Origin of the sequence: Curtobacterium sp. SP.BCp, assembly GCF_051903255.1 — a bacterium.
Lineage (GTDB): Bacteria > Actinomycetota > Actinomycetes > Actinomycetales > Microbacteriaceae > Curtobacterium.
This window is the reverse complement of sequence record NZ_CP194338.1, coordinates 900,048-921,674: the sequence shown is the minus strand read 5'-3', so window position 1 is coordinate 921,674 and position 21,627 is coordinate 900,048. Positions and strand designations below refer to the sequence as shown.

Below are 21,627 nucleotides of genomic sequence, written 5' to 3'. Positions count from 1 at the left end.
GGCACCGTGAAGCCACTGACCGAAGCAGACATCCGCTCGTCGTTCGTCAACGCCACCCCGGAGGAGCTCGAGCAGCTCCCCATCCCGGGGCTGCACGAGATGCTCTGGGACGAGCGCGAGTTCCTCGGGTGGCGCGACCCGCAGGCCGCACGCCGCGGCTACATCGTGTCGTGGATCGACGACCGTCCCGTCGGCATCGTGGTCCGGTCCGCCGGCGGCTCGCTGCGTCCGGGCATCGCGGCGATGTGCTCGTTCTGCCACTCCCCGCAGCCGGCGACGCAGGTGCGTCTCTTCTCCGCGGCCCGCGGTGGGGAGTCCGGTCGCAACGGCAACACCATCGGGTCGTACATCTGCGAGGACCTCGGCTGCTCCATGCTCATCCGCACGGCGCCGCCGCACCTCAACCCGCCGGCGACGATTGCGATGCGCGGCGAGGCGCTGCTGCGTCGGGTCCGCAGCTTCACCGAGGACGTCGCGAAGACCGCGTAGTCGGCACAGCGCTGGGCTGCACCGACCACGAGGTCGGCGCGTTCACTGCTGGATGAACTCGAGGATGTCCCGGTTGAGGACGTCGGCGTGCGTCGTGAGCAGGCCGTGCGGGTACCCCTCGTAGATCTTCAGCGTCGCGTCCTGCAGCAGCTCGGCCTGCTTGACGGAAGCCGCCTGGTACGGCACCACCTGGTCGTCGTCGCCCTGCAGGACGAGCACGGGCACCGTGATCGCCCGGAGGTCCTCGGTCTGGTCGGTCTCCGAGAACGCCTTGATCCCCTCGAGGTGGGCGAGCGCACTGCCGGTCATGCCCTGCCGCCACCAGTTCGCGACGACCGGCTCGGACAGCTCGACGCCGGGACGGTTGTAGCCGTAGAACGGGCCTGACGCGACTGCCTGGAAGAACTCGGCCCGGTTGGCCGCGAGGGCCTCGCGGAAGCCGTCGAACACCGAGATGTCCGTGCCCTCGGGGTTGTCCTCGGTCTTGAGCATGAGGGGCGGCACCGCGGCGACGAGCACGGCCTTCGCCACCCGGCCCTGGGGCTGGCCGTACTGGGCGACGTAGCGGGCGACCTGGCCACCGCCGGTGGAGTGGCCGACGTGGACCGCGTCGTGCAGGTCGAGGTGCTCCACCACGGCCGAGACGTCGCTCGCGTAGTGGTCCATGTCGTGGCCGGTGTCGATCTGCGAGGAGCGCCCGTGCCCGCGCCGGTCGCTCGCGACGACCCGGAAGCCCTGGGACAGGAAGAAGAGCATCTGCGCGTCCCAGTCGTCGGACGACAGCGGCCATCCGTGGTGGAACACGATCGGCTGGGCGTCGTGGCTGCCCCAGTCCTTGTAGTAGATCTCGGCGCCGTCGTCGGTGGTGATGAAGGCCATGCGTTCGTCTCCGGTCTCTCGTTCGGTGGTGGTCGGTGGGGTGCTCGGGTCTGTGGTCGTTCGTGCGCTCGTCAGCCGAGCTCGGCGATCGCGGTCGTGATGACCTCGGTCACCTCGGCGGAGTGCGAGTGCATCACGAGGTGCGGGGCGTCGAGCTCCACGACGGAGCGCAGGCCGGCGCGCTCGTACCCGAAGCGCTCGACGTCCGGGTTGATGGTGTGGTCCGCGGCGGAGACGATGCCCCAACCCGGCTTGGTCCGCCAGGCCGTCACGGACGCGGGCTCGCCGAACGCCACCGCCGAGAGCGGTCGCTGCGACACCGCGAGTACCTCCGCGGTCGCCCGGTCGATGCCGGCGGCGAACACGTCCGGGAACGCCTCGACGACGACCGAGACGTCGGTGCCCGGCTCGCCGCCCTCGACCGGGTACGGCGCGTACACGAGGTTCTGCGCGAGGTCCGAGTCCGGGAAGCCGCCCTGCAGCTGTGCCAGGCTCTCCCCCTCCTCGAGCGCGTAGCCCGCGACGTAGACGAGGCCCACGACGTTCTCGGCGACCCCGGCGACGGTGATGACGGCGCCGCCGTAGCTGTGGCCGACGAGGAGCACGGGTCCGTCGATCTGCTCGACGACGGCTCGGATCGCGGCCGCGTCGCCCGACAGGCTCCGGTTCGGGACGGCGGGGACGCGGACGGTGAAGCCGCGGTCGAGCAGCAGCCGGGTCACGGGAGCGAAGCTCGCGGAGTCCGCGAAGGCTCCGTGGACGAGCACGATGGTGGGCGATGTCATGGTGGTGCATCCTCTCGTCGGTGCGGATGCGAGTGACGCTAGGGGTGCTGTGCCGGGCTGTCGTGCCCCTGCGAGTACCCGGCTCGGTACCGCGCGAGTCGGCTGCCGTCGGTGGGAGTCGTCACGTTGTCGCGCGGCGGTCCGACGAGGCCGTCGCTGCGGTCGGTGTCGCGGTCGGCGCCGCGTCCCTCGCCGTTGTCGGCGCTTCGGCTGGCTCCGCGACCGGCTCGCAGCTCGGCGAGCGCCCGTTCCCCGAGGCTTCCCGGCGCGCCGTAGCAGACGAGCGTGTAGAGCCCGGGGTGCGCCTCGAGCACCTGCCATCGCAGGTCGACCCATCCGTGGTCGGGGAAGAAGTTCGGAGCACGACCGGAGGTCATGGGGTGCGCCTCGTGCCGATGCCACAGGTCGGCGAAGTCCTCGTCGTCGAGGAGCAGCGCGATGATCTCCTGCCAGCGCGGGTCGGAGGGGTTGCCGTAGTAGCGCAGGCGGGAGACGGTCGTCCGCGCCCCCTCGACCCACGACGGCAGCGCCCTGACCTCGGGCGGCGCCTCGAACTGCATGAGACCGAGGTTGTTGCCGATCTCCATGTACCCGGGAGCGACGGCACGCATCAGGTCGTTGAGGACGAGGACGTCCTGGTTGCGGTCGATGATGTACGCCGCGGTGTGGTCCCAGAGCGTGATCATCTCGACGAGGTCCGGCGGAGGCGCCTCGCCGCGGTGGACGTCGTACACGGCCTCGGCGCCGGGGAGCGCCAGCCGCTGCAGGTAGGCCACGCCCGACCGGTCGAGGCGCAGCGCCCGGGCGAGCGACGCGCACACCTGCAGAGACATCTGGTGCCCGCTGCCCTGCTCCAGTCGGCGGTAGTACTCGACGCTGATGCCCGCGAGGCGGGCGACCTCCTCGCGCCGGAGCCCGGTGACGCGTCGCCGCGGATCGACGGGCAACCCGACGTCGTCCGGCGCGAGCGCCGCACGACGCGCACGGAGGAAGCTCGCGAGGGCGCTCTGCTCGTGCTGTCCGCGAGGGGTCTCCACGGTGCGATTCTCCCGGGTCCTGCCCGCCTCGCGCGACCGGTACCGACGTCGGGCGATTCGTGCCCGGGTCACGGGGACGAGCCGGGCCCCGGACGGTCGGGGGTCGCCGGTACGGTGACGGCATGCCGTCCCGATTCACCGCCGCACGATGGGCCGTCGTGTCCGACGACGGCGACGGCCGCTGGCGGCTGACCGTCACCGACGAGGCCGACGACGAGCTCGGCACGATCGGGCTGGGCGTCGAGGGGTCGTGGGAACCCGACGTCGAACCGCACGTGCGGTTCGTGCTGGTGCAGCTCGGTCTCGAGCTCGCCGGGTCCCGGCCCTGGCACGACGACGAGCTCGGACACCACCGGGCGCCCGTGCTGCCACTCGCCTGACCGGAGCGCAGCCGACGAACGCGCGGCTACTCGGTCGCCGCGACGAAGTTCCGCAGGATCTCGCGATCGTCGTCCGCCCGCGTCGCCCAGGACAGCTCGCTGCGGTGCTCGCTGCCCGCGAGCGGCAGGAGGGACACGGTCGACGGTGCGGCGAGCGCGGCGCTCTCCGGGACGACCGTGACCCCGAGCCCCGCGCCGACCAGGTGCAGCACCGTCGCCCAGGTCGTGGCCTCCTGCACGACGGTGGGGCGACGGCCGCCAGCGGTCACCGGCGCGAGGTTCCGTTCGGTCGCGAGCGCGCCGGCCTCGGCCGGGAAGAACACGAACGGGTCGTCGACGAGCTCGGGCCCCTCGACCTCCGACCGGCCCGCGAACCGGTGCGTGGTGGGGACGGCGGCGACGAACCGCTCGCTCCGGAACGGCAGCAGCCGAACGCGCGGATCCGGGTCGGGGTCGCGGACCACAGCGAGGTCGAGCTCCCCCCGGAGGATCCGTGCGACGAGGTGCGACGTGTAGCCCTCGGTCAGCTCGACCCGGACGAGCGGGAAACGCTCCCGGAACGCCTGCACCCGCTCGATCGGGCCGAGGGGCAGCGCGGACACGACGAAGCCGACGTCGAGTCGCCCGACTTCTCCACGGCCGACCCGCACCGCTTCGTCGAGGTCCCGCGCCGCCTGCTCGAGCAGCGACCGCGCGCGACCCTGCAGCACGCGGCCGGCAGGGGTGAGCGCGACGCTCCGCGAGGTCCGGACGAACAGGTCGATGCCGAGCTCCCGCTCCGTCCGCCGGATCTGCTGCGACAGCGCGGGCTGGGCCATGTGCAGGACGGCCGCCGCGCGTCCGAAGTGCAGTTCGTCCGCGACCGCGAGGAACGCGCGGAGTTGGCGGAGGTCAACATCCATGCACGCAGCGTATCGATCTGCGAGAACGAGTATTGGACCCGACCGGACCCGGTGCCGATCATGGATGCATGCCCGACACCACCGCTCCCGCCGCCACCGCTCCCGCCACGGTCACGATCGCCGACCTCGCCACGCAGGCCGACGCCGAGGCGTTCCGCACCCTCAACGAAGCGTGGATCACCCGGTTCTTCGCACTGGAGGACGAGGACCGCCGGTACCTCGGCGACCCGCTCGGCCACATCGTCGAGCCGGGCGGCGCGGTGCTCGTCGCCCGGCTCGCCGCGGACGCCGGCGGCGGCGCCGAGACCGTGATCGGCTGCGTCGGCCTCGCCCCCACAGCACCCGGCGAGTACGAGCTCGTGAAGATGGCTGTCTCCCCGGACCACCAGGGGCACGGCACGGGTCGTCGCCTCATCGCCGCGGCACTGGGCCGGGCGCGGGGGCTCGGCGCCCGCCGGGTCGTCCTCGAGAGCAACTCCGGGCTCGCGAGCGCCGTGCACCTGTACGAGGCGTTCGGCTTCCGGCACCTCGAACCGCACGAGGTCGCGCCGAGTCCGTACGCCCGCGCCGACGTCCACATGCGACTCGACCTCGCCTGACCCCACGGTCCCCCTCGGGGGACGAACACGCCGTCCACCTGACGACGCCTCACCACCGGCCGATAGCGTCGGCGGAGATGCGCATCCACGAACGGGCCGATGCCGACCAGGACGCCCTGGTCGAGGTCCTCTGGCGCGTCCATGTGTTCGGCTACCCCGCCGTCTGGCCGGACGATCCTGCCGCGTGGCTGGCGCCGACGGGTCTCCGCGCCGCGTGGGTCGCCGTCGTCGACGACCGGGTCGTCGGGCACGTCGGCATCGCCGTCCCGGCACCGGGCCGCATGCCCGAGGTCACACGGCTCTTCGTCGACCCGGACCACCGCGGTCGGGGCATCGCCGACGCGCTGCTCGACGCCGCGGAGCAGTCGGTGCCCGGCTCGCACCTCCGGCTCGACGTGACCGAGGACGCCCCCGGCGCCTGGCGGCTGTACGAACGGCGCGGGTGGTGCCTGACGGGCCGCGGACCGGCGGACTGGTGCACACCGTCGGGCGAGGTCCCCACCCTCCGCTTCTACGCGAAGCGCATCGGCTGAGCGGGCCGTCCGGCGTGCCGGTCGTTCGGTACGCTCGCGGCATGGCGACGTACGAGGTCCAGGCCGTCCGTGAGCGCGGCGTGTGGCAGGTGTTCATCGACGGGCTGCTCGTCACCGAGGTCACCCGCTGGCCGTCGGTCGGTCCCGTGGCGCGGGAGTTCCTCGCGATGGACCGCGACGACGACCTGAAGATCCGCGTGGTCGGTCGCAACCAGTACATCGACGACGACCCCGGCGAGGCCTGAGGCGCCGCGCCGCCCACGAGACTCGGGGCCCCGCCCACGAGACTCGGGGCCCGGCCCACGAGACTCGGCGTGAGCGACGTCGCTCGCGCTCCGGAGCACGAGACGCGTCGCTCACCGCGAGTCTCGCACCCCCACCACGGCCCGGCCGGCCCGGCCGGGCGCCGGCAGGCCGCGACTCACGCCACGTGCCAGACGAGCCCCTCCTGCGTGCTCGACGGGTACGCCGCCGCGATCCGGAACACCGCCTCGCGCAGGGTCTCCGGTGAGCACGCGAGGTTGAGCCGTGCGAACCCCCGCCCCTGCGACCCGAACCCCAGCCCCGAGTTCAGGGCGACGTACGCGTGCTCCCGCAGCGGCACCGCCGGGTCGTCCCCGAGCCCGATGCCCCGGAAGTCGAGCCACGCCAGGTAGCCGGCACGCGGCCGGGTGTACACGACACCGGGCAGGTGCTCGGCGAGCAGCGACCCGAGCAGCCGTTCGTTCGCGACGATCCGCGCGACGACGTCGTCGAGCCACCCGGTCGCGAGGGTGAACGCCGCCGTGTTCGCGTGCAGCCCGAGGATGCTCGTCCGGCAGGCGACCTCCTCCCACAGGGTGTCGAGGAGCGCCGCGGTCCGCGAGTCCCCGGCGACGATGACCGAGCACTTCACACCCGCGAGGTTCCACCCCTTGCTCGCACTCGTCACGCACACGCTCCGGGCACCGAGCGGCTCCGCGACCATCGCGAACGGGGTGAACCGCACGCCCGGGTGGGTGAGCGGCGCGTGGATCTCGTCGCTGATGACGAGCACGTCGTACCGCGCGGCCAGTTCGGCGAGCGCCACGAGGTCGGCGCGGTCGTGCACGAGGCCGACGGGGTTGTGCGGGTTGCAGAGCAGGAACACCTCGACGCCGTCGGCGAAGGCCCGCTCGAGGCCCGCGAGGTCGAGCCGGTAGTCGCCCCACTGTTCGAGGAGCGGCACCTCCTCGACCTGACATCGGGCCTCCTCCACCAGCTCGAAGAACGGCGGGTAGACCGGCGGCGTGATCGCGACCCGGCCACCGTCCGGCAGCGCCAGCCGCAGCGACTCGACGATGCCCACGCTCACGTCCGTCGCGAGGTACACCCGCCCCGGGTCGACGTCCCAGCCCCAGCGGTCGCGCGCGAACCCGGCGAAGGCCGGCGCGAGCGGCCCGGGCCCGTCGAGGTACCCGAGGTCGGACTGCTGCACCCGCTCGATGAGCGCTTGGCGGATCTCCGGCGCCACCTCGTGGTCCATCTCGGCGACGAACAGCGGCAGCACGTCGGGTGCGTACCGCGTCCACTTGATGCTCGTGCGGACCCCGCGGAGGTCCCCGACCGGGTCCTGCTCGTCGTGCGCCATGCGTCCCAGGATGCACCGGCCTGGAGGCACGGCGCGACTCCCGACGTCATCCTGCGTCGCGTGGGCACGCACCCTGGGCCCCCGCACCGGTCGCCGCCTACTGTCGGCGGCATGAGCACGAGCACCGCCGACAAGGCGTCCACCCTCAAGCAGCTGCACGAAGCCCCCGAGATCCTCCGCGTCGTCAACGTGTGGGACGCGATCAGCGCGAAGGTGGTGAGCGACCTGCCGGAGACGCGGGCGATCGCCACCGCCGGACACTCGATCGCCGCGAGTCACGGCTACGACGACGGCGGCATGCCCCTCGACCTCGCCCTCGCCGGCGCCGCGACCGTCGCAGCCGCCACCGACCTGCCCGTCACCGCCGACCTCGACGACGGCTACGCGGACCCCGCCGAGACGATCCGCCGCGCGATCGGCGCCGGCATCGTCGGCGCGAACGTCGAGGACCGCCTGCGACCCTTCGACGAGGCCGTCGCCCGGGTCGCGGCGATCACCGCCGCAGCCGAGGCCGAGGGCATCGCCTTCCAGCTCAACGCGCGCACCGACGCCATCGCCCGCGGCGGTGACCGCCCGATCGACGAGAGCATCGAGGACGCCATCGCCCGCGGGAAGGCGTTCCTCGACAACGGCGCCGCCCTCGTGTTCGTCCCGGGAGCGATCCAGCGCGACGTCGTCGAGCGGCTCGTGGACGGCCTCGGACGGGGCAAGCTCTCCGTGATCGGGCTGCCGGGTGCCCTCCCCGCAGCCGAGTACGAGGAGCTCGGCGTCGCCCGCATCTCCTACGGCCCGCTGACGCAGCGCGTCGCGCTCCGCGCGCTGCGCGACCTCGCGACCGACCTGTACGGCGGTGGCGTCGTGCCGGAGGACACCCCGGCCCTCAACTGAACCGGCTGACGGCCGGGAGGCGCGGTGCGGGCCCGCACCGCGCCTCCCGGCCGCCTCGCCGTCTGCGCTACCGTCGTGCCGTGACCACCGACGTCGACGCCCTGCTGGCCCCGCCGACCGCCGTTGCCGCTCGCGCGCTCGACGTCGTGCGCGCATGGTCGACGCCCGCACTCGCCAACCACTGCCTCCGCTCCTGGGCGTGGGCGACGGTCATCGCCGACGCCTCCGGGCTCGAGCCGGACCGCGAGCTGCTGTTCGTGTCGGCGATGCTGCACGATCTCGGCGTCACGCCGTCGTTCGACGCGCACGCGGTGCCGTTCGAGGACGCCGGCGGCGCTGTCGGCTCGGTGTTCGCCCTCGGCGCGGGGTGGGACGCGGCTCGGGCCCGCCGTGTCGGCGAGGTCATCGAGCGCCACATGTGGACCTCGGTGGACCCGGACGTCGACGTCGAGGGGCACCTGCTCGAGGTCGCGACGTCGCTCGACGTGTCCGGCGCGGGGTTCGACCTCGTGCCCGACGCCGTGCTCCGCGCAGTGACCGCCGCGGTCCCCCGTCTCGACTTCTCCAGCGCCTTCGACGGGCTCGTCCACGAGCAGGCGGAGCGCAAGCCGTCATCCGCGGCCGCACGACTCGACGGCTCGGGCAACGTCGCCGTCGGTGGAGCACGCTGGGACGCGTTCCTGGCCTGAACCTGGACTTCTCCCCGAGTACGCCGTATAGTGTTCCGTTGGTGCACTGCAGCGAACCCATCTGACTCGCGCACACCGACCGTCTCGACACCGATCCAACCGGGATCGCATTCCTCCGAGACCACCCTCGTCCAGACGGACGAGTCGCACGTCGACACACGACGTGCGCGCCAGCGGGCAACCGCGGCCGACCCGGACCACGATGTCCGGGAGCGGCCGGCGGACACCGCGACGGCGCCGAACGACTGAGAAAGACCAGCACCATGAACACGAACACCACCGTCGGCAACGACCGACTCAGCATCATCGGGACCGCACTCGCGGCGCCCGTCACCACCCCTGACAACATCGCCGAGTTCCCCGTCCGCGACGTCTGGACCGGCCGGGAGTACCTCGTCCGGATCGACGCCGACGACCTCCGGGTCTTCGTCACCGCCGGCGCCCGCATCGAGGTGCGCGGCGAGGCGGGCTGGACCATCCCCGGGCGGTCCTGGCGCGGCGAGGCCAGCCGGACGCTCCTGCAGGCGCAGGACGTCACGGCCGGCGAGCTGCTGCTCGCTGCCTGATCGACTCCGACCCGAAGCGCGTCGCCGGTCCGCCGGCGGCGCGCTTCGTCGTCCGCGTCCGTCTGCTTCGTCGTCCGCCTGTGCTCTGCTTCCTCGTCGGCGCCAGCGCGCTTCGTCGCTGGTATCAGGGAGCGGGCGGGTCGTCCGCTCCGGCGAACCGCGTGCGCCCGTCCGCGTTCAGCGGCCGGGTGTCCCCCGCCCGAGCCGCCGCATCGCGGAGCCGCCGGACGAAGGCCGGATCCTCCGGCTCGAGCACGTCGTCCGGCGCGACCGAGACGACGAGCTCACTGGCCGGACCGATCAGGATCACCGTCTCCGTCAGCGAGCCGTCGAACCCGACGGACGGCACCGCGACGGTGTCGGTCCGCCCGTTCGCGCCGAGCACGGCCGCGTAGTCGAGGACCGCATCGGCGATCCGGTCCCCCGTCATGATGTCGACGTTCTCGTAGCTGATGTACTTCACCACTGCCCTCCCTCTGCGCGACGGTACGGCCACGGGGAGGGCCGCCCTCCGAGGTCCGCGCATCCGGGCCAGGGCGTACCCCGACCTCACGGGGTCCGAGGGCTACTGTCACGACGAGGACCGCGGAACCGACGCGGAGGACAGGGAGCCGACATGCCGAACCGTCTGGAGTGGGTCAGGGACGCCGAGGACCACTGGAAGGTGTCGTTCGGCGCCGACCAGCTGTGCGAGGTCACCCGCGCACGGCAGTACGTCGTCTCATCGCCCGACCGCTCGATCCGTGGGGCGCACTCGTCGCTCGAAGGGGCTCGCGCGCAGGTGCAGGCATACGTGCGGTGGAGCGGGCGGTAGGCAGGTCGGCACGCTCGACTACTCCCGACCGGACGATCTGCGGCGAGACGCGCCCAAGAGTTGCGCTGCTGCGGCGAGCACTCCCGGCACGAGCGCGAGAAGCGCAGTGGCGCCCTGTCCGTTCGTGATCAGGACGCAGCCCGCGACGAGCGCTCCCACGGTGAGCACCTGTGCACCGACCACCCCGACCACGACTGCCGTCGCTTCCGCGCGACTCGTCCGCTCGAGCGCGTCTGAAGCGACTGCCTCCGACCGCACGTGGCAGGCGATCAACTCGCGAGCCGCACCCGGGACCAAGCGTTCGTAGCCAGCGAGGAACTGCGGCGCGGCTACCGGCCCGCTGAAGTGTTCCGCAAGCTCGAAGCCGAAGGCGCTGTCTGCCGCGAGGACAGCGTTCGGCTCGACCGCTGCTGACGGAGCGCTTCCTGCATTCTCCGAAGGCGCGTGGTGTCCCCCGTCAGGCCCACGAACGCCCCGTGTGTCAGCGCTTGCACAACTCTCGTGTTCATGTCCCGTCCTCGCCTCTCGGTCGCGAACGATCCTGCAACGGGCCGGACGTCACAGCCAACAAGTTGGAATGTCGCATTGACGGAACTGGCCGCTCACCCGCCTCGTGCTGGTGAGGTCGCGCCGACTCAGAGCGGCACTGCCTCGGTGAGCACATGTGCGAAGTGCGGATCGTCCCCGAGGTCATCGATCAAGAGGTCGACCTCGATACCGGTCAGACCTTCGACCGCGAGCGCGAAGCCGCCGAGGTCGAACAGGCTCGTCGATGACGTTGCGCCGACGAAGAGGTCGATGTCGCTGTCCTCGGTGTCGTGCCCACGAACAGCCGACCCGAACACGCGGACGTTGACCAGGTGATGCCGGTCGGCAGCGTCGAGGATCTCATCGGCATGGAGCGCGAGAGGAACGCCCGGGCGGAGCCGGACTGTCCGCAGGATCCTCGCCAGCTCCGACGTTTCCGGGGTGCCGTCCCCGACTTCCCACGCGGAGAGCAGCGCGGGATCGATGTCGGCCGCCGCCGCGACGTCCTCCAACGTCATGCCGATGTCCGAACGGGCCGCACACAGGAGCGCGGCGACCTTCTCGTGAACCGTGCCCTCTTCCACCGACATCCCCGGTCAGTACTCGCCCTTGACCACGAAGTACGAGCCACGGATCGTCCCCGCGAGCTTCGACCGCTGCCGCACGAACTTGAACTTGTCCGCGAGTTCCTCCGGCACCTCCATGCCGTCGGAGAGCTTGAAGCCGACGGCGCGCTTGCCGCCCGGCTCGAGCGTGTACAGGACGTTGATCGACAGACCGGACTCGTAGAAGACGTAGGTCCACCGGACGCCCTCGACCTCGAACTCGGTGGCCTCGAGCGGCGTCGACGCGATCTCGATGTTCCGCTCCCGGAGCACCCGGGAGACGTACTCGACGAGGTCCGGGACGTCCGCTGCCCGTTCGGTCGTGAACTCGAGGTCGTACTTGTTCGTGAAGTACCTCGCCTCGTTCGCCCGGAGACCGGCGAGCGCGTCCGCCACGGGTGACGACTCCAACCCGACGGTGGACACGTTGACGAAGTCGACGACGGACGACATGGCGCCTCCTGACTGTTCGGTGATCAGCGTCAACCTAGCGCTGCTGCGCCGACGAGCGCCATCCTGCGTCCGATGGCGCTGGCACACGTCAGACCAACTTCTCGAACACCATCGTCGCCTGGATGCGGTCACCCCCGCCGAACCCGGTGCTGCCCGAAGACGACGTCGTGATCGTGTGGAGGCGGTAGCCGAGTGCGGCCTGCGCGTTGATCGACCGCTCGAGTTCCGTGAGGTTGCCCGACCCGGTCCCGAAGAACTTCTCCTTGAGCACGACCTGCAGCACGACGTAGCTCATCCCCGTCGGCGCCGGGCGTGCCTGCCCACCGGCGGACGCCTCGGCCTGGATGCGTCCGATCACCCCGCCGATCCCCGGTGCGGGTGCGGCCGGGGGCTGCACCTGCTCCGTCCACGCTGTGCCGTCCCACCACCGCATGGTGCCGGACCCGTCGTCGTACCAACCCGCCTGCGTGTTCGTCATGCGCTCATCCTGGCCGAGCCCGGCGACGCCCCGCACCGTCCAGAACGGGGGTCCGACCGATCCATACTGGAGGGGTGACGACACTGCGAGGCACCCTGCGTTCGACCGAGACCCGCGAGGCCGAGGGCAGCGGCGACACCATCGGCGATGCACGAGAGGCTGCGATCGCGGCGCTCGACCTCGACGGGTTCCAGCTGCTCCAGGTCAACACCGTGACGAGCAAGGCGACGGGCGAGTCCACCGTGAAGGCGATCGCCCGCTCGACCGCGCTCCGGCCACACGAGGCGACGGGGGCGAACTACGACGCCGCCCTGGCCGCGTACCGGAGCACCGTGCCCGAGGGCTGGCAGGCACAGAACATGCACGAAGTGCAGGAGTGACCGGTCAGTCGAACCGGTGGCCGATCTGCGGGTCGTAGAGCGGCATCCCGAGGTCGGTGAACGCCCGGATCACGACGTTCCACTCCTCGGGATCCATGCCGTAACAGGTCGCGACGACGGCCTGCGGCAGATAGCCCACATCGATCGCACCCCGCTCGCCCGGACCGGCGAGCATCGTCTGGTTGCCCCCGTCAGCCCGGGCGAGCTCGACCGTCCACGTCGGGAACGCGGTGATGATCGCGCGCTCGGCAAGGCCCGGGTCGAGCGGCTCGAGGCCGTCGACGGTCACGCCGTCCTCCAGCAGGGACGAGTAGACCGCGGCAGAGTCGAGCGCACGCTCGGCCCGCCAGAAGACGAACTGCTGGCTCATCGATCCCCCGACGAGTTGTTGAACCACGATTCCACCACGTTCCGTCGCGGCTCGACCTCAGCGCGGATGGGTCCCGAAGAACGCGGTCACGATCGTGATCACACCTCCGATGCCGAGCATCGCCCCCAAGAGCCGCACCCAAGCAGTGCCCCATCGAGCTTGCGGATTCCACGCCAGGCCCGCCTTCTCAGCCGCCAGCGCGAGTCTGATCACCACCCGCGGGAAGGCGACCACGAAGGCACCCCAGAGCACAAGTATCGCCCCGACAACAAGTTGGAACACGGTGCCCACGGGGGCGACGCTACTCGACCTCGGGATGTCGGGCGATCAGTTGTTGAAGCGGAACTCCACCACGTCGCCGTCCTGCATGACGTAGTCCTTGCCCTCGATCCGCGCCTTGCCGTGCGCACGGGCCTCGGCGATCGAGCCGGCCTCCATGAGGTCCTCGAACGAGATGACCTCGGCCTTGATGAAGCCCTTCTCGAAGTCGGTGTGGATGACCCCGGCAGCCTGGGGCGCCTTCCACCCCTTGCCGATCGTCCACGCCCGCGACTCCTTCGGCCCGGCCGTGAGGTAGGTCTGCAGCCCGAGGGTGTCGAACCCGATGCGTGCGAGCTGGTCGAGCCCGGACTCGGTCTGCCCGGTCGACTCGAGGAGCTCGGCGGCGTCCTCGGGGTCGAGGTCGATGAGCTCCGACTCGATCTTCGCGTCGAGGAACACGGCCTGCGCGGGGGCGACGAGCGCGGACAGCTCGGCCTTGCGCGACTCGTCGGTGAGGATCGACTCGTCGACGTTGAACACGAAGATGAAGGGCTTCGCGGAGAGCAGCCCGAGTTCGGCGATCGGCGTCAGGTCGATCGAGGTCGCGGACAGCAGCGTCCCCTGCTCGAGCGCGGCTTTCGCCTCACGGGCGGTCTCGAGCACGATCGGCTCGGCCTGCTTGAGCTTCACGGTCTTCTCGTACCGGGGCAGTGCCTTCTCGATGGTCTCGAGGTCGGCGAGGATCAGCTCGGTGTTGATGACTTCGAGGTCGTCCTTCGGGGAGACCTTGTTCGCCACGTGCACGACGTCGTCGTCGGCGAAGCCGCGGACGACCTGCGCGATGGCGTCGGCCTCGCGGATGTTGGCGAGGAACTTGTTGCCGAGCCCCTCCCCCTCGCTGGCGCCCTTCACGATGCCGGCGATGTCGACGAACGACACGGGCGCGGGCACGGTCTTCTCGGAGTTGAAGAGCGTCGCGAGCTGGTCGAGCCGCGGATCGGGCAGGTTCACCACGCCGACGTTCGGTTCGATCGTCGCGAACGGGTAGTTCGCGGCGAGGACCTGGTTCTTGGTCAGGGCGTTGAACAAGGTCGACTTGCCGACGTTCGGGAGACCGACGATTCCGATGGTGAGAGCCACGGGAGGACAGCCTACCGGCGGCGGCCCGCCGGAGCCGACCCTGGGCCTCCAGTCCGGATCGTCAGATGGCCGTCACGACCGCGCGACCCGGCCTGGAGGCGCGCCACGCGCCTGACCGTCGTGTCACCCACCAGGGTGGCCGGGTCTGCCGCGGCGCGGCCGAGCCGGTCAGGCCCGGCGACCCCGCGCGACGAGGAGCGCACCCAGGGCGACCACGGCTGCCGCGAGCATGACGACGGCGAGCGGGGCGGCCGTGGCCGATCCGCCGATGCTCACGAGCGGGGACACGAGTGCCGCGAGGCCGAACTGGAGCGCGCCGAGCACGGCCGATGCGCTGCCGGCAGCCGCGGGCACGGCACCGAGGGCGAGCGCGGTGGCGTTGCCGAGCACCAGACCGAGCGAGCCGACGGCGGTGAACAGCGGCACGGCGAGCCAGATGGCCGGGGCGCCGGTCACCACGAGGAGCGCGAAGGCGACGGTCGACGCCAGCACGAGCAGGATCCCGAGGCCGAGGACACCCGCGACCGATCGCGTCGCGGTGAGCTTCGCGGACAGGATGCTGACGCCCATGAGGGCGAGGGCGTTCAGCCCGAACGCGAGGCCGTAGCCGACGGTCCCGAAGCCGATCATGTCCTGGTACAGGAACGGTGACGCGGAGATGTACGCCATCATGACGGCGAACGCGAACCCGAACACGGCGGTGTTGGCGAGGAAGGCACGGGAACGCAGCGCCCGCAGACCCGAACCGGACCCCCGGCGTTCCGCTCGGAGTGCGTCGCGGCGCTCCCGCACGTGGGTCTCGCGCACGACGGCGAGCACGGCGACGAGCATCACGACCGACAGTCCGAGGACGATCGTGAGCAGGCCGCGCCAGCCGATCGGTCCGGTGAGGAGCCCGCCGAGCAGCGGGGCGACGACGGGCGCCACACCGCCGACGATCATCATGAGCGAGAACGCGCGCGCCGCGGCCTTCCCGGTCGCGAGGTCGGAGATCACGGCGCGGCTGATCACCATGCCGGCCGCTCCGCCGAGGCCCTGCAGGAGGCGGGCAGCGATGAGGACGCCGATGTTCGGTGCGAACACGGCGGCGAGGCTCGCGACCACGCACAGTGCGGCGCCGGCGACGAGCGGGGGAACGCGGCCGAACCGGTCCGAGAGCGGGCCGAAGACGAGTTGCCCCACGGTGACCCCGACGAGGAAGGCGGTCAGGGTGAGCTGCACGGCGGTCGCACTCGCACCGAGGTCGGTGGTCATCCTCGGGAACGCCGGCAGGTACAGGTCGGTGGCGAAGGGCGCGACGGCGCTGAGCAGGCCGAGCGCGAGGAGCAGGGCGGCGGTGATGCCCTGCCGAGCGGTCGTGGGTGTCGCGGCGTGCGCGCGGATGGTTCCGGTGTCCGTGGTCATTGTTATGAAAGCATAACTGATTCGAGACGGTCGGTACAGTACGGCCATGCACTCCCAGGTGACCGACCGGCAGCTCGCCGAGCTCGCGGACGTCGTGCTGCGGATCTCGCGCGAGATCGACCCGCACGGCCCGGACCCGCTCGACATCGTGCCGCTCACCGGGACGGAGGCGATCGTCATGCGCTGGGTGGCGCGCAACCCGGGGACCTCTCCGAGTGCCACCGCGGACGCGACGGCCCTGCAGCGCAGCAACCTCAGTGCCGCGCTCCGCTCGCTCGTCGCCAAGGGCATGGTCGAGCGGCGGCAGCACCCGTCCGATGCCCGCACGGTGCAGCTGCTCCCGACGGAGGTCGCGGCGGAGAGCATCGAACGCCTGCACGAGCACTGGGCGATGACGATCCGGAGCGCACTCGGCGGCGACGAGGACGGCACGACGGAGGCGCTCGCGCTGCTGCAGCGGATCGACGAGGGGCTGCGGCGGGACTGACGCCCTGCCGGGGCTGAGGCCCTGCCGGGGCTGCGGCCGGATCGGCGTCGGAGCCGGCAGCCGCAACGCCGAGGTGCTGCGCAGCCGATGTCGGAGCCCCGTGCGACGATCGGACCCGTGCCGTTGAACTTCACCGCGATCGACTTCGAGACCGCGAACAGCTCCCCCGCGAGCGCGTGCTCCGTCGGGCTCGTGAAGATCCGCGCCGGCCGAGTGGTCGAGCGCGCCTCGTGGTTCATCCAGCCGCCGATCGGGCACGACACCTTCCTCGAGTGGAACACCCGCATCCACGGCATCGTCGCGTCGGACGTCGTCGGCGCGAAGGGCTGGGCGGAGCAGTACGCCGACATCGTCGCCTTCGCCGACGGCGACGTCCTGGTCGCCCACAACGCCCGCTTCGACATGGGGGTGATCGCCGGCGGCTGCGCCGCCACCGGGACCACGCTCAGCGAGCACCACTCGCTGTGCTCACTGCAGGTGGCGCGGAAGACCTACACCCTCGACTCGTACCGGCTGCCGATGGCCGCTCGGGCCGCGGGGCACGTCGGCTTCGCACACCACGACGCAGCGGCCGACGCAGAAGCCTGCGCCGCCATCGTCGTGCACGCCGCCGAGCTGCACCGCGCCGACACGGTCGAGGCCCTCGGCGCCGCCACCCGCGTCCACCTCTCCCCGGTGCGGCCGCGTGAGGAGAAGCCCCGGGCAGCCGCTCCGCAGCCGAGGCTCTCCCGTCGGCCGATGGTCTTCTCGGACTGACGGCGAGTCGGCTTCCCCGGTCCCGGGCAGCCCCGGTGGTATTGTCACGACAATCCCTGGCGGCAGCGGTGCCGCGCTCGATCTCCCCGAAGGACGCCGATGACCAACGAAGGCCAGCTGCCGTCCGACCTGTTCATGGACCTGGACCGGTCGGGTCCGATGCCCCTCTACTTCCAGGTCGCGTCGCGCATCGAGGAAGCCATCCGCTCCGGCGCGATGCCCCCCGGCGCCCGGCTCGAGAACGAGATCGCACTCGGTGAACGGCTCGGGCTGTCCCGGCCGACGATCCGGCGCGCCATCCAGGACCTCGTCGACAAGGGTCTGCTCGTGCGCCGTCGCGGCATCGGCACGCAGGTCGTGCACGGTCCGGTCACCCGCAAGGTCGAGCTGACGAGCCTCTACGACGACCTCGCACAGGGGTCGCAGGTGCCGACGACGAAGCTCCTCGTCCGCGACGACGTGCCCGCGACGGACGCGGTGGCCGAGGCGCTCGGAGTCGAGCCCGGCACGGTGGTCCCGCACATCCGCCGGGTCCGGTTCGCCGAGGACGTGCCGATGGCCATCCTCGAGAACTTCCTCCCGCCGGAGTTCAGTGACATCACCGACGAGGACCTCGCGGCGCACGGCCTCTACCAACTGCTCCGCGGCCGCGGGGTGACGATGCGCGTCGCGAAGCAGCGGATCGGCGCCCGGGCGGTCACCGACGACGAGGCCTCGCTGCTCGAGATCGAGGACGGCGACCCCGTGCTGACGATGAGCCGGACGGCGTACGACGCGTCGGGGCGTGCGGTGGAGTACGGGGTGCACTGCTACCGGCCGGACCGCTACTCGTTCGAGGTCACGCTCGTCGACAAGTAGACGGGGCGCTCCACCCCGTCAGACCAGGGACGGGACGCCGAGCTCACCGGTGACGTACTGCGCGCGGCCGAACCCGAACGACCAGTCCTGCGGCCCGTTCTCGACGTAGCCGATGAAGACGTCCTCGCTCGCGACGCCGACCTCGGCGAGACGGTCGTGGACCGCGGCGTACAGCGCCTGCTTCGCCACGTCGGAGCGTCCGCGTTGGGTGAACACCTGGATCATGACGACACCCTCGCTGCGCTCGAACCCGAGCCCGGCGTCCTCGGCGATGATCTGCTGCGCCGGGTGCTCCGTGACGATCTGGAAGCGGTCGCGCTCCGGGATGCCGTACTCGTCGACGACGGCGGTGTGGATCGCATCGGCGATCGCACGGACGGCTTCGGGGGTGCGACCGGCGGCGAGGTCGATTCGGACGAGCGGCATGGTTCCTCCAACAGTCGAACTTTGTTAGGACAATCTAACAAAAGCGCGTCACCGAAGCAACCACGGAACGGCCTGGAGGCACGGTGCCAGCGTGCACCGTGCCTCCAGGCCGTCGGTGGTGCGTTCTAGAGCACCGGGGTCGCCGCGGAGTACGTCAGCGACCCGTCGACCTGCGCGACGTCGTGCCAGGCGCCGTCGCGGAGCGACGCCTCGGCCGCTTCGACGATGCTCGCGGTCGCCAGTCCGTCGGCGACGGACGGCGCGAGCTGCTCCCCACGTCGCACGCTCGCGACGAACTGGGCAGCCTCGATCGTCTTGAGGTCGTCGTAGCCCATGGCTGTGCCGGCTCCGGGCTGGAACCGGCCGAACTCGCCGTCACCGGGGGCGACGTAGTGGGTGGCGTACCCGTCGACCTCCTGGCCGTCGAGGTACACCTCGAGCTCGTTCAGCCGCTGGAAGTCCCACCGGACCGAGCCCTTCGTCCCGTAGACCTCGAGCGCGTACTCGGCGTGCGGGCCGCGCATCACCCGGCTCGAGTCCATGGTGCCGACCGCGCCGTCCTCGAACCGGAACAGGAGCGCCGCGTAGTCCTCGTTCTCCACCGGGCCGTGTTCACCGCTCGCAGCGGCCGAGCGGTCGACGATCCCCTGCCCCGGTCGGGGCCTCGTCTCGATGAAGGTCTCGGCGAGCGCGGTCACGCTCGCGATCCGACCGACGACGTACTGCGCGAGGTCGAGCCCGTGCGAGAGCAGGTCGCCGAGGACGCCGGACCCCGCACGTTCCCGTTCGAACCGCCAGGTCAGCGGCGCGTCCGGGTCGGACGCGTAGTCGGCGAGGAGCGACCCTCGAACGTTCGTGATCCGGCCGAGCCGCCCGCTCCGGACGAGCTCGCGTGCCCGCTGGATCGCTGGGGCGTGCCGGTAGTTGAAGCCGACGCTCGTGACGACCCCAGCCGACCGCACGGCGTCGTGGATCGCGCGGGAGTCGCTCGCGTACCGGCCCATCGGCTTCTCGATCCAGAACGGTTTCCCGGCCTCGGCCGCGGCGACGGCGACCTCGCGGTGCAGGAAGTTCGGCGCGCAGATCGACACGACGTCCACCTCGGGGTCGGTCAGGACCTCCCGGTAGTCGGCGACGGCGCGTTCGTAGCCGAGCCGGGTCGTGGCCTGTTCGCGTGCGGCGTCGATCGGGTCAGCCGCGACGACGAGCCGTGGGTGGACGCCGAGTTCCGGGAAGTGGTCCGGGAGGGCCCGGTACGCGCGCGAGTGCAGTCGGCCCATCCAACCGACGGAGACCAGCCCGACGCCGAGCGTGTCCGTGACGGTGCTCACGCGGCCGGGACGATGATGTCGCGGACGAGGGCGTCGAGCTTCGCGTCGGCATCCAGGAACTGCCGGAGCGTCGTCACGGTCGCGCCGAAGCGGTCGAACTCGTCGATCGTCATCCCGTCGACGTCGTAGCCGCGGGCGAACTCGGGCGTCGCCGCACGCAGCGCCGCGATGACCTCGGCCGGGACCTCGTCGTCGATCGCGTCCGGACGCCACGGGAACGCGTTGTCGTTGATGTCCTTCGACCACTGGAACGGCGGCGACACCACGAGGTCCCCACCCTGGAACTCCGACCACTGCAGCGGGTTCCGGAACGCCGCCACGAGCACCCGTGAGCGGAAGCCGCGCTCCTGGAACACCCGGTAGGCGTTCTTCACCGCGGCCACCCCGGCCCACTCGAGGATCCCCGGGTCGACCATGACGTGGTCACGCTTGACGACGGTCTTCAGCCAGTCGTCGAACCGGCCGGCCATGAGCGTGACGACGTGACCGAACTCCTGTTCGGGCAGTCCGTCGGCGGCGCGGCGGTCGAGAGCACGCTCGATGGCCTCACCCACGGCGACGACCTGCGGCACCGTGAACGACACGGTCGCGTTGATCGAGACACCGCGGTACGCGGCCTCCTCGATCGCGGCGATCCCGGTCTTCGTCGCGGGGATCTTCACGATGATGTTCGGCGCGAGCCGCGAGAACCGCACGGCCTGCTCGACGAGTGCGTCGGCGTCCCGGTGCAGCCGCGGGTCGGTCTGCATCGACAGTCGGCCGTTCCGCCCGCCCGACGCCTCGAACGCGGGCAGCAGCTGCTCCGCGGCGGCGATCGAGAGCTCCTCGACCGCCTTCCACCCGATCCAGGACTCCCCCGCGGTCGGGTGCTCGGCGGCGATCTCGCGGATCCGCGGCACCCACCGCTCCGGGTCCTGCTGGATGCAGGTGAAGGCGATCACCGGGTTGCACGTCGCTCCGACCGCGCCGTACTCGTGGATCGCGGTCGACAGCTCGCGCGGGTCGGCGGAGTCGTTCCAGAGCGCGGTCGGGGTCCGTTCCGAGGCCTGCAGGGTCACCGGACGGGTGTCCGTCCCGGTCCGGTCGGTCGACGTCTCGAGCGTGGTGGTCATCGGGTCAGTCCCTTCGTGATCGCGTCCAGCTGGAAGCGGGACACCGCGTCGGCGTTCTCGTCCTCGGCGAAGACGCTGGACACCGCGACCGTGTCGTCGCGGTCGGTGAACCCGATGCGGGCGAGGCCGGCCCAGAACGCGTCGAAGTCGACGTCGGCCTGACCGACCGGCAGGTGCTGGTGCACGCGCGCGGTGTTGCCGGGCGGGTTCGAGATGTAACGGAGGCCGTGCGACCGGGTGTGGTCGAACGCATCGGCCACGTGGACGAGCTGCAGCGAGTCACCGGCGGCGTCCATGATCGCGTCCGTGTTCCCGCCGTAGTGGAACGTGTGACAGGCGACGTAGACGAACCCGACGTGCTTCGAGTTGAGGCCGCGGATCACCCGGAGCGCCTCGAGCCCGTCCTCGACGAAGTCGTCGGGGTGCGGGTCGATGAGGACACGCAGGTCCGAGGACTCGATGATCGGCAGGAGTTCCTCCATCGAGCGGTAGAAGGCGTCCTCGGACTCCTCGGCGCGTTCGGGACGGCCGGAGAACTCGGTGTTGATGGTGTCGACCCCGAGTCGTTTCGTGATCTCGATGACGCGCTTCCACTTCGTCACCGCCGCCTCGCGGGCGTCCCGGTCGGGGCCGGACCAGCGGAGCACCGGGAGCACGCTCGCCACCTGGACCCCGGCGTCACGGCACGCGGCGGCGAACGCGTCGACGAGGTCGTCGTCCGCCTTGGGGTGCCGGTAGAACGGGATGAAGTCCCGGTGCGGGGTGAGCTGGAGGTACTCGTACCCGAGGTCCGCCACCTTCCGCGGGAACTCGAGCAGCGACAGGTCGTGGTGGAACGGCGTCGGGTCGAGGGCGATCTTCGGCATGC

Annotated in this window: 30 protein-coding genes; 13 read left to right on the top strand and 17 right to left on the bottom strand. The window is 71.3% G+C overall.

Annotated features, from left to right (window positions below; all coding sequences use genetic code 11):
* Nucleotides 1–6: 6 nt before the first annotated feature.
* A complete protein-coding gene (locus ACRQ4C_RS04680; protein WP_400410161.1) occupies nucleotides 7–489 on the top strand; it encodes an FBP domain-containing protein in 483 nt (160 codons plus the stop codon).
* 42 nt (nucleotides 490–531) lie between these two features.
* On the opposite strand, the gene ACRQ4C_RS04675 is transcribed toward ACRQ4C_RS04680, so the two are convergent.
* The 3 genes from ACRQ4C_RS04675 to ACRQ4C_RS04665 form a co-directional block, all read right to left on the bottom strand.
* Complete coding sequence (locus ACRQ4C_RS04675; RefSeq protein WP_290132535.1) at nucleotides 532–1,368, bottom strand: alpha/beta fold hydrolase; 837 nt, start codon at nucleotides 1,366–1,368, stop codon at nucleotides 532–534.
* A gap of 71 nt (nucleotides 1,369–1,439) precedes the next feature.
* A complete protein-coding gene (locus tag ACRQ4C_RS04670) occupies nucleotides 1,440–2,153 on the bottom strand; it encodes an alpha/beta hydrolase (RefSeq protein ID WP_439690301.1) in 714 nt (237 codons plus the stop codon).
* Between the two features lie 38 nt (nucleotides 2,154–2,191).
* On the bottom strand, nucleotides 2,192–3,190 hold the full coding sequence (locus ACRQ4C_RS04665; RefSeq protein ID WP_439690300.1) for a helix-turn-helix transcriptional regulator: 999 nt from the start codon (nucleotides 3,188–3,190) through the stop codon (nucleotides 2,192–2,194).
* A gap of 122 nt (nucleotides 3,191–3,312) precedes the next feature.
* On the opposite strand from ACRQ4C_RS04665, the gene ACRQ4C_RS04660 reads away from it, so the two are divergent.
* Nucleotides 3,313–3,570 (top strand): hypothetical protein, encoded by a 258-nt coding sequence (locus ACRQ4C_RS04660; protein ID WP_400410169.1) that lies wholly within the window; start codon nucleotides 3,313–3,315, stop codon nucleotides 3,568–3,570.
* A 26-nt stretch (nucleotides 3,571–3,596) separates the two neighbouring features.
* Here the strand turns inward: ACRQ4C_RS04660 and ACRQ4C_RS04655 are convergent, their stop codons facing one another.
* Complete coding sequence (locus ACRQ4C_RS04655; RefSeq protein ID WP_290132539.1) at nucleotides 3,597–4,472, bottom strand: LysR substrate-binding domain-containing protein; 876 nt, start codon at nucleotides 4,470–4,472, stop codon at nucleotides 3,597–3,599.
* 68 nt (nucleotides 4,473–4,540) lie between these two features.
* Here ACRQ4C_RS04655 and ACRQ4C_RS04650 point away from each other — a divergent pair, with 68 nt between their 5' ends.
* The 3 genes from ACRQ4C_RS04650 to ACRQ4C_RS04640 all read left to right on the top strand — a co-directional run bounded on the left by ACRQ4C_RS04650 (nucleotide 4,541) and on the right by ACRQ4C_RS04640 (nucleotide 5,849).
* Entirely contained in the window at nucleotides 4,541–5,071 is a 531-nt protein-coding gene (locus ACRQ4C_RS04650) for a GNAT family N-acetyltransferase (protein WP_439690299.1), read from the top strand.
* Nucleotides 5,072–5,148: 77 nt separating this feature from the next.
* Nucleotides 5,149–5,604 (top strand): GNAT family N-acetyltransferase, encoded by a 456-nt coding sequence (locus tag ACRQ4C_RS04645; protein ID WP_290132541.1) that lies wholly within the window; start codon nucleotides 5,149–5,151, stop codon nucleotides 5,602–5,604.
* Between the two features lie 41 nt (nucleotides 5,605–5,645).
* On the top strand, nucleotides 5,646–5,849 hold the full coding sequence (locus tag ACRQ4C_RS04640; protein ID WP_400410174.1) for a hypothetical protein: 204 nt from the start codon (nucleotides 5,646–5,648) through the stop codon (nucleotides 5,847–5,849).
* A 176-nt stretch (nucleotides 5,850–6,025) separates the two neighbouring features.
* On the opposite strand, the gene ACRQ4C_RS04635 is transcribed toward ACRQ4C_RS04640, so the two are convergent.
* Nucleotides 6,026–7,213 carry a MalY/PatB family protein gene (locus ACRQ4C_RS04635; protein ID WP_439690298.1) on the bottom strand — a complete coding sequence of 396 codons (1,188 nt, stop codon included), beginning with the start codon at nucleotides 7,211–7,213 and terminating at the stop codon, nucleotides 6,026–6,028.
* 111 nt (nucleotides 7,214–7,324) lie between these two features.
* On the opposite strand from ACRQ4C_RS04635, the gene ACRQ4C_RS04630 reads away from it, so the two are divergent.
* From ACRQ4C_RS04630 to ACRQ4C_RS04620, 3 genes are all read left to right on the top strand, one after another.
* Nucleotides 7,325–8,101, top strand: a complete 777-nt coding sequence (locus ACRQ4C_RS04630) for an isocitrate lyase/PEP mutase family protein (protein ID WP_439690297.1) — start codon at nucleotides 7,325–7,327, stop codon at nucleotides 8,099–8,101.
* A gap of 80 nt (nucleotides 8,102–8,181) precedes the next feature.
* Complete coding sequence (locus ACRQ4C_RS04625) at nucleotides 8,182–8,790, top strand: HD domain-containing protein (protein ID WP_439690296.1); 609 nt, start codon at nucleotides 8,182–8,184, stop codon at nucleotides 8,788–8,790.
* A gap of 263 nt (nucleotides 8,791–9,053) precedes the next feature.
* The gene (locus ACRQ4C_RS04620; protein WP_439690295.1) at nucleotides 9,054–9,356 is read left to right on the top strand and encodes a hypothetical protein; all 303 of its coding nucleotides are present in this window, start codon (nucleotides 9,054–9,056) and stop codon (nucleotides 9,354–9,356) included.
* Between the two features lie 124 nt (nucleotides 9,357–9,480).
* Here ACRQ4C_RS04620 and ACRQ4C_RS04615 read toward each other — a convergent pair whose 3' ends face one another.
* Nucleotides 9,481–9,819: a hypothetical protein gene (locus tag ACRQ4C_RS04615; RefSeq protein WP_290132547.1), complete on the bottom strand. Its 339-nt coding sequence runs from the start codon at nucleotides 9,817–9,819 to the stop codon at nucleotides 9,481–9,483.
* 153 nt (nucleotides 9,820–9,972) lie between these two features.
* Here ACRQ4C_RS04615 and ACRQ4C_RS04610 point away from each other — a divergent pair, with 153 nt between their 5' ends.
* Complete coding sequence (locus ACRQ4C_RS04610; RefSeq protein WP_290132548.1) at nucleotides 9,973–10,170, top strand: hypothetical protein; 198 nt, start codon at nucleotides 9,973–9,975, stop codon at nucleotides 10,168–10,170.
* 635 nt (nucleotides 10,171–10,805) lie between these two features.
* Here ACRQ4C_RS04610 and ACRQ4C_RS04605 read toward each other — a convergent pair.
* From ACRQ4C_RS04605 to ACRQ4C_RS04595, 3 genes are all read right to left on the bottom strand, one after another.
* Nucleotides 10,806–11,288 carry a nucleotidyltransferase domain-containing protein gene (locus ACRQ4C_RS04605; RefSeq protein ID WP_439690294.1) on the bottom strand — a complete coding sequence of 161 codons (483 nt, stop codon included), beginning with the start codon at nucleotides 11,286–11,288 and terminating at the stop codon, nucleotides 10,806–10,808.
* Between the two features lie 6 nt (nucleotides 11,289–11,294).
* Nucleotides 11,295–11,756: a phage tail protein gene (locus tag ACRQ4C_RS04600; protein WP_439690293.1), complete on the bottom strand. Its 462-nt coding sequence runs from the start codon at nucleotides 11,754–11,756 to the stop codon at nucleotides 11,295–11,297.
* A gap of 88 nt (nucleotides 11,757–11,844) precedes the next feature.
* On the bottom strand, nucleotides 11,845–12,234 hold the full coding sequence (locus ACRQ4C_RS04595; RefSeq protein ID WP_439690292.1) for a DUF2510 domain-containing protein: 390 nt from the start codon (nucleotides 12,232–12,234) through the stop codon (nucleotides 11,845–11,847).
* Between the two features lie 74 nt (nucleotides 12,235–12,308).
* On the opposite strand from ACRQ4C_RS04595, the gene ACRQ4C_RS04590 reads away from it, so the two are divergent.
* Entirely contained in the window at nucleotides 12,309–12,614 is a 306-nt protein-coding gene (locus tag ACRQ4C_RS04590; protein ID WP_290132553.1) for a hypothetical protein, read from the top strand.
* 4 nt (nucleotides 12,615–12,618) lie between these two features.
* Here the strand turns inward: ACRQ4C_RS04590 and ACRQ4C_RS04585 are convergent, their stop codons facing one another.
* From ACRQ4C_RS04585 to ACRQ4C_RS04570, 4 genes are all read right to left on the bottom strand, one after another.
* Nucleotides 12,619–12,984, bottom strand: a complete 366-nt coding sequence (locus ACRQ4C_RS04585) for a hypothetical protein (protein WP_439690291.1) — start codon at nucleotides 12,982–12,984, stop codon at nucleotides 12,619–12,621.
* A gap of 57 nt (nucleotides 12,985–13,041) precedes the next feature.
* Nucleotides 13,042–13,275 carry a hypothetical protein gene (locus ACRQ4C_RS04580; RefSeq protein WP_290132555.1) on the bottom strand — a complete coding sequence of 78 codons (234 nt, stop codon included), beginning with the start codon at nucleotides 13,273–13,275 and terminating at the stop codon, nucleotides 13,042–13,044.
* 36 nt (nucleotides 13,276–13,311) lie between these two features.
* Nucleotides 13,312–14,385, bottom strand: a complete 1,074-nt coding sequence (gene ychF / locus ACRQ4C_RS04575; protein WP_439690290.1) for a redox-regulated ATPase YchF — start codon at nucleotides 14,383–14,385, stop codon at nucleotides 13,312–13,314.
* A 168-nt stretch (nucleotides 14,386–14,553) separates the two neighbouring features.
* Nucleotides 14,554–15,789 (bottom strand): multidrug effflux MFS transporter, encoded by a 1,236-nt coding sequence (locus tag ACRQ4C_RS04570; protein WP_439690289.1) that lies wholly within the window; start codon nucleotides 15,787–15,789, stop codon nucleotides 14,554–14,556.
* Nucleotides 15,790–15,835: 46 nt separating this feature from the next.
* On the opposite strand from ACRQ4C_RS04570, the gene ACRQ4C_RS04565 reads away from it, so the two are divergent.
* From ACRQ4C_RS04565 to ACRQ4C_RS04555, 3 genes are all read left to right on the top strand, one after another.
* Nucleotides 15,836–16,276: a MarR family winged helix-turn-helix transcriptional regulator gene (locus ACRQ4C_RS04565; protein ID WP_439690288.1), complete on the top strand. Its 441-nt coding sequence runs from the start codon at nucleotides 15,836–15,838 to the stop codon at nucleotides 16,274–16,276.
* Between the two features lie 117 nt (nucleotides 16,277–16,393).
* Nucleotides 16,394–17,032, top strand: a complete 639-nt coding sequence (locus ACRQ4C_RS04560; RefSeq protein WP_439690287.1) for an exonuclease domain-containing protein — start codon at nucleotides 16,394–16,396, stop codon at nucleotides 17,030–17,032.
* Nucleotides 17,033–17,131: 99 nt separating this feature from the next.
* A complete protein-coding gene (locus ACRQ4C_RS04555) occupies nucleotides 17,132–17,890 on the top strand; it encodes a GntR family transcriptional regulator (protein ID WP_290132560.1) in 759 nt (252 codons plus the stop codon).
* Nucleotides 17,891–17,908: 18 nt separating this feature from the next.
* Here the strand turns inward: ACRQ4C_RS04555 and ACRQ4C_RS04550 are convergent, their stop codons facing one another.
* The 4 genes from ACRQ4C_RS04550 to ACRQ4C_RS04535 form a co-directional block, all read right to left on the bottom strand.
* Complete coding sequence (locus ACRQ4C_RS04550; RefSeq protein WP_439690286.1) at nucleotides 17,909–18,316, bottom strand: tautomerase family protein; 408 nt, start codon at nucleotides 18,314–18,316, stop codon at nucleotides 17,909–17,911.
* A 125-nt stretch (nucleotides 18,317–18,441) separates the two neighbouring features.
* Entirely contained in the window at nucleotides 18,442–19,647 is a 1,206-nt protein-coding gene (locus tag ACRQ4C_RS04545; protein ID WP_439690285.1) for a Gfo/Idh/MocA family protein, read from the bottom strand.
* A complete protein-coding gene (locus ACRQ4C_RS04540; RefSeq protein WP_439690284.1) occupies nucleotides 19,644–20,759 on the bottom strand; it encodes a transaldolase family protein in 1,116 nt (371 codons plus the stop codon). The genes ACRQ4C_RS04545 and ACRQ4C_RS04540 overlap by 4 nt, the downstream gene beginning before the upstream one ends.
* Entirely contained in the window at nucleotides 20,756–21,625 is an 870-nt protein-coding gene (locus tag ACRQ4C_RS04535; protein WP_439690283.1) for a sugar phosphate isomerase/epimerase family protein, read from the bottom strand. The genes ACRQ4C_RS04540 and ACRQ4C_RS04535 overlap by 4 nt, the downstream gene beginning before the upstream one ends.
* Nucleotides 21,626–21,627: the final 2 nt, after the last annotated feature.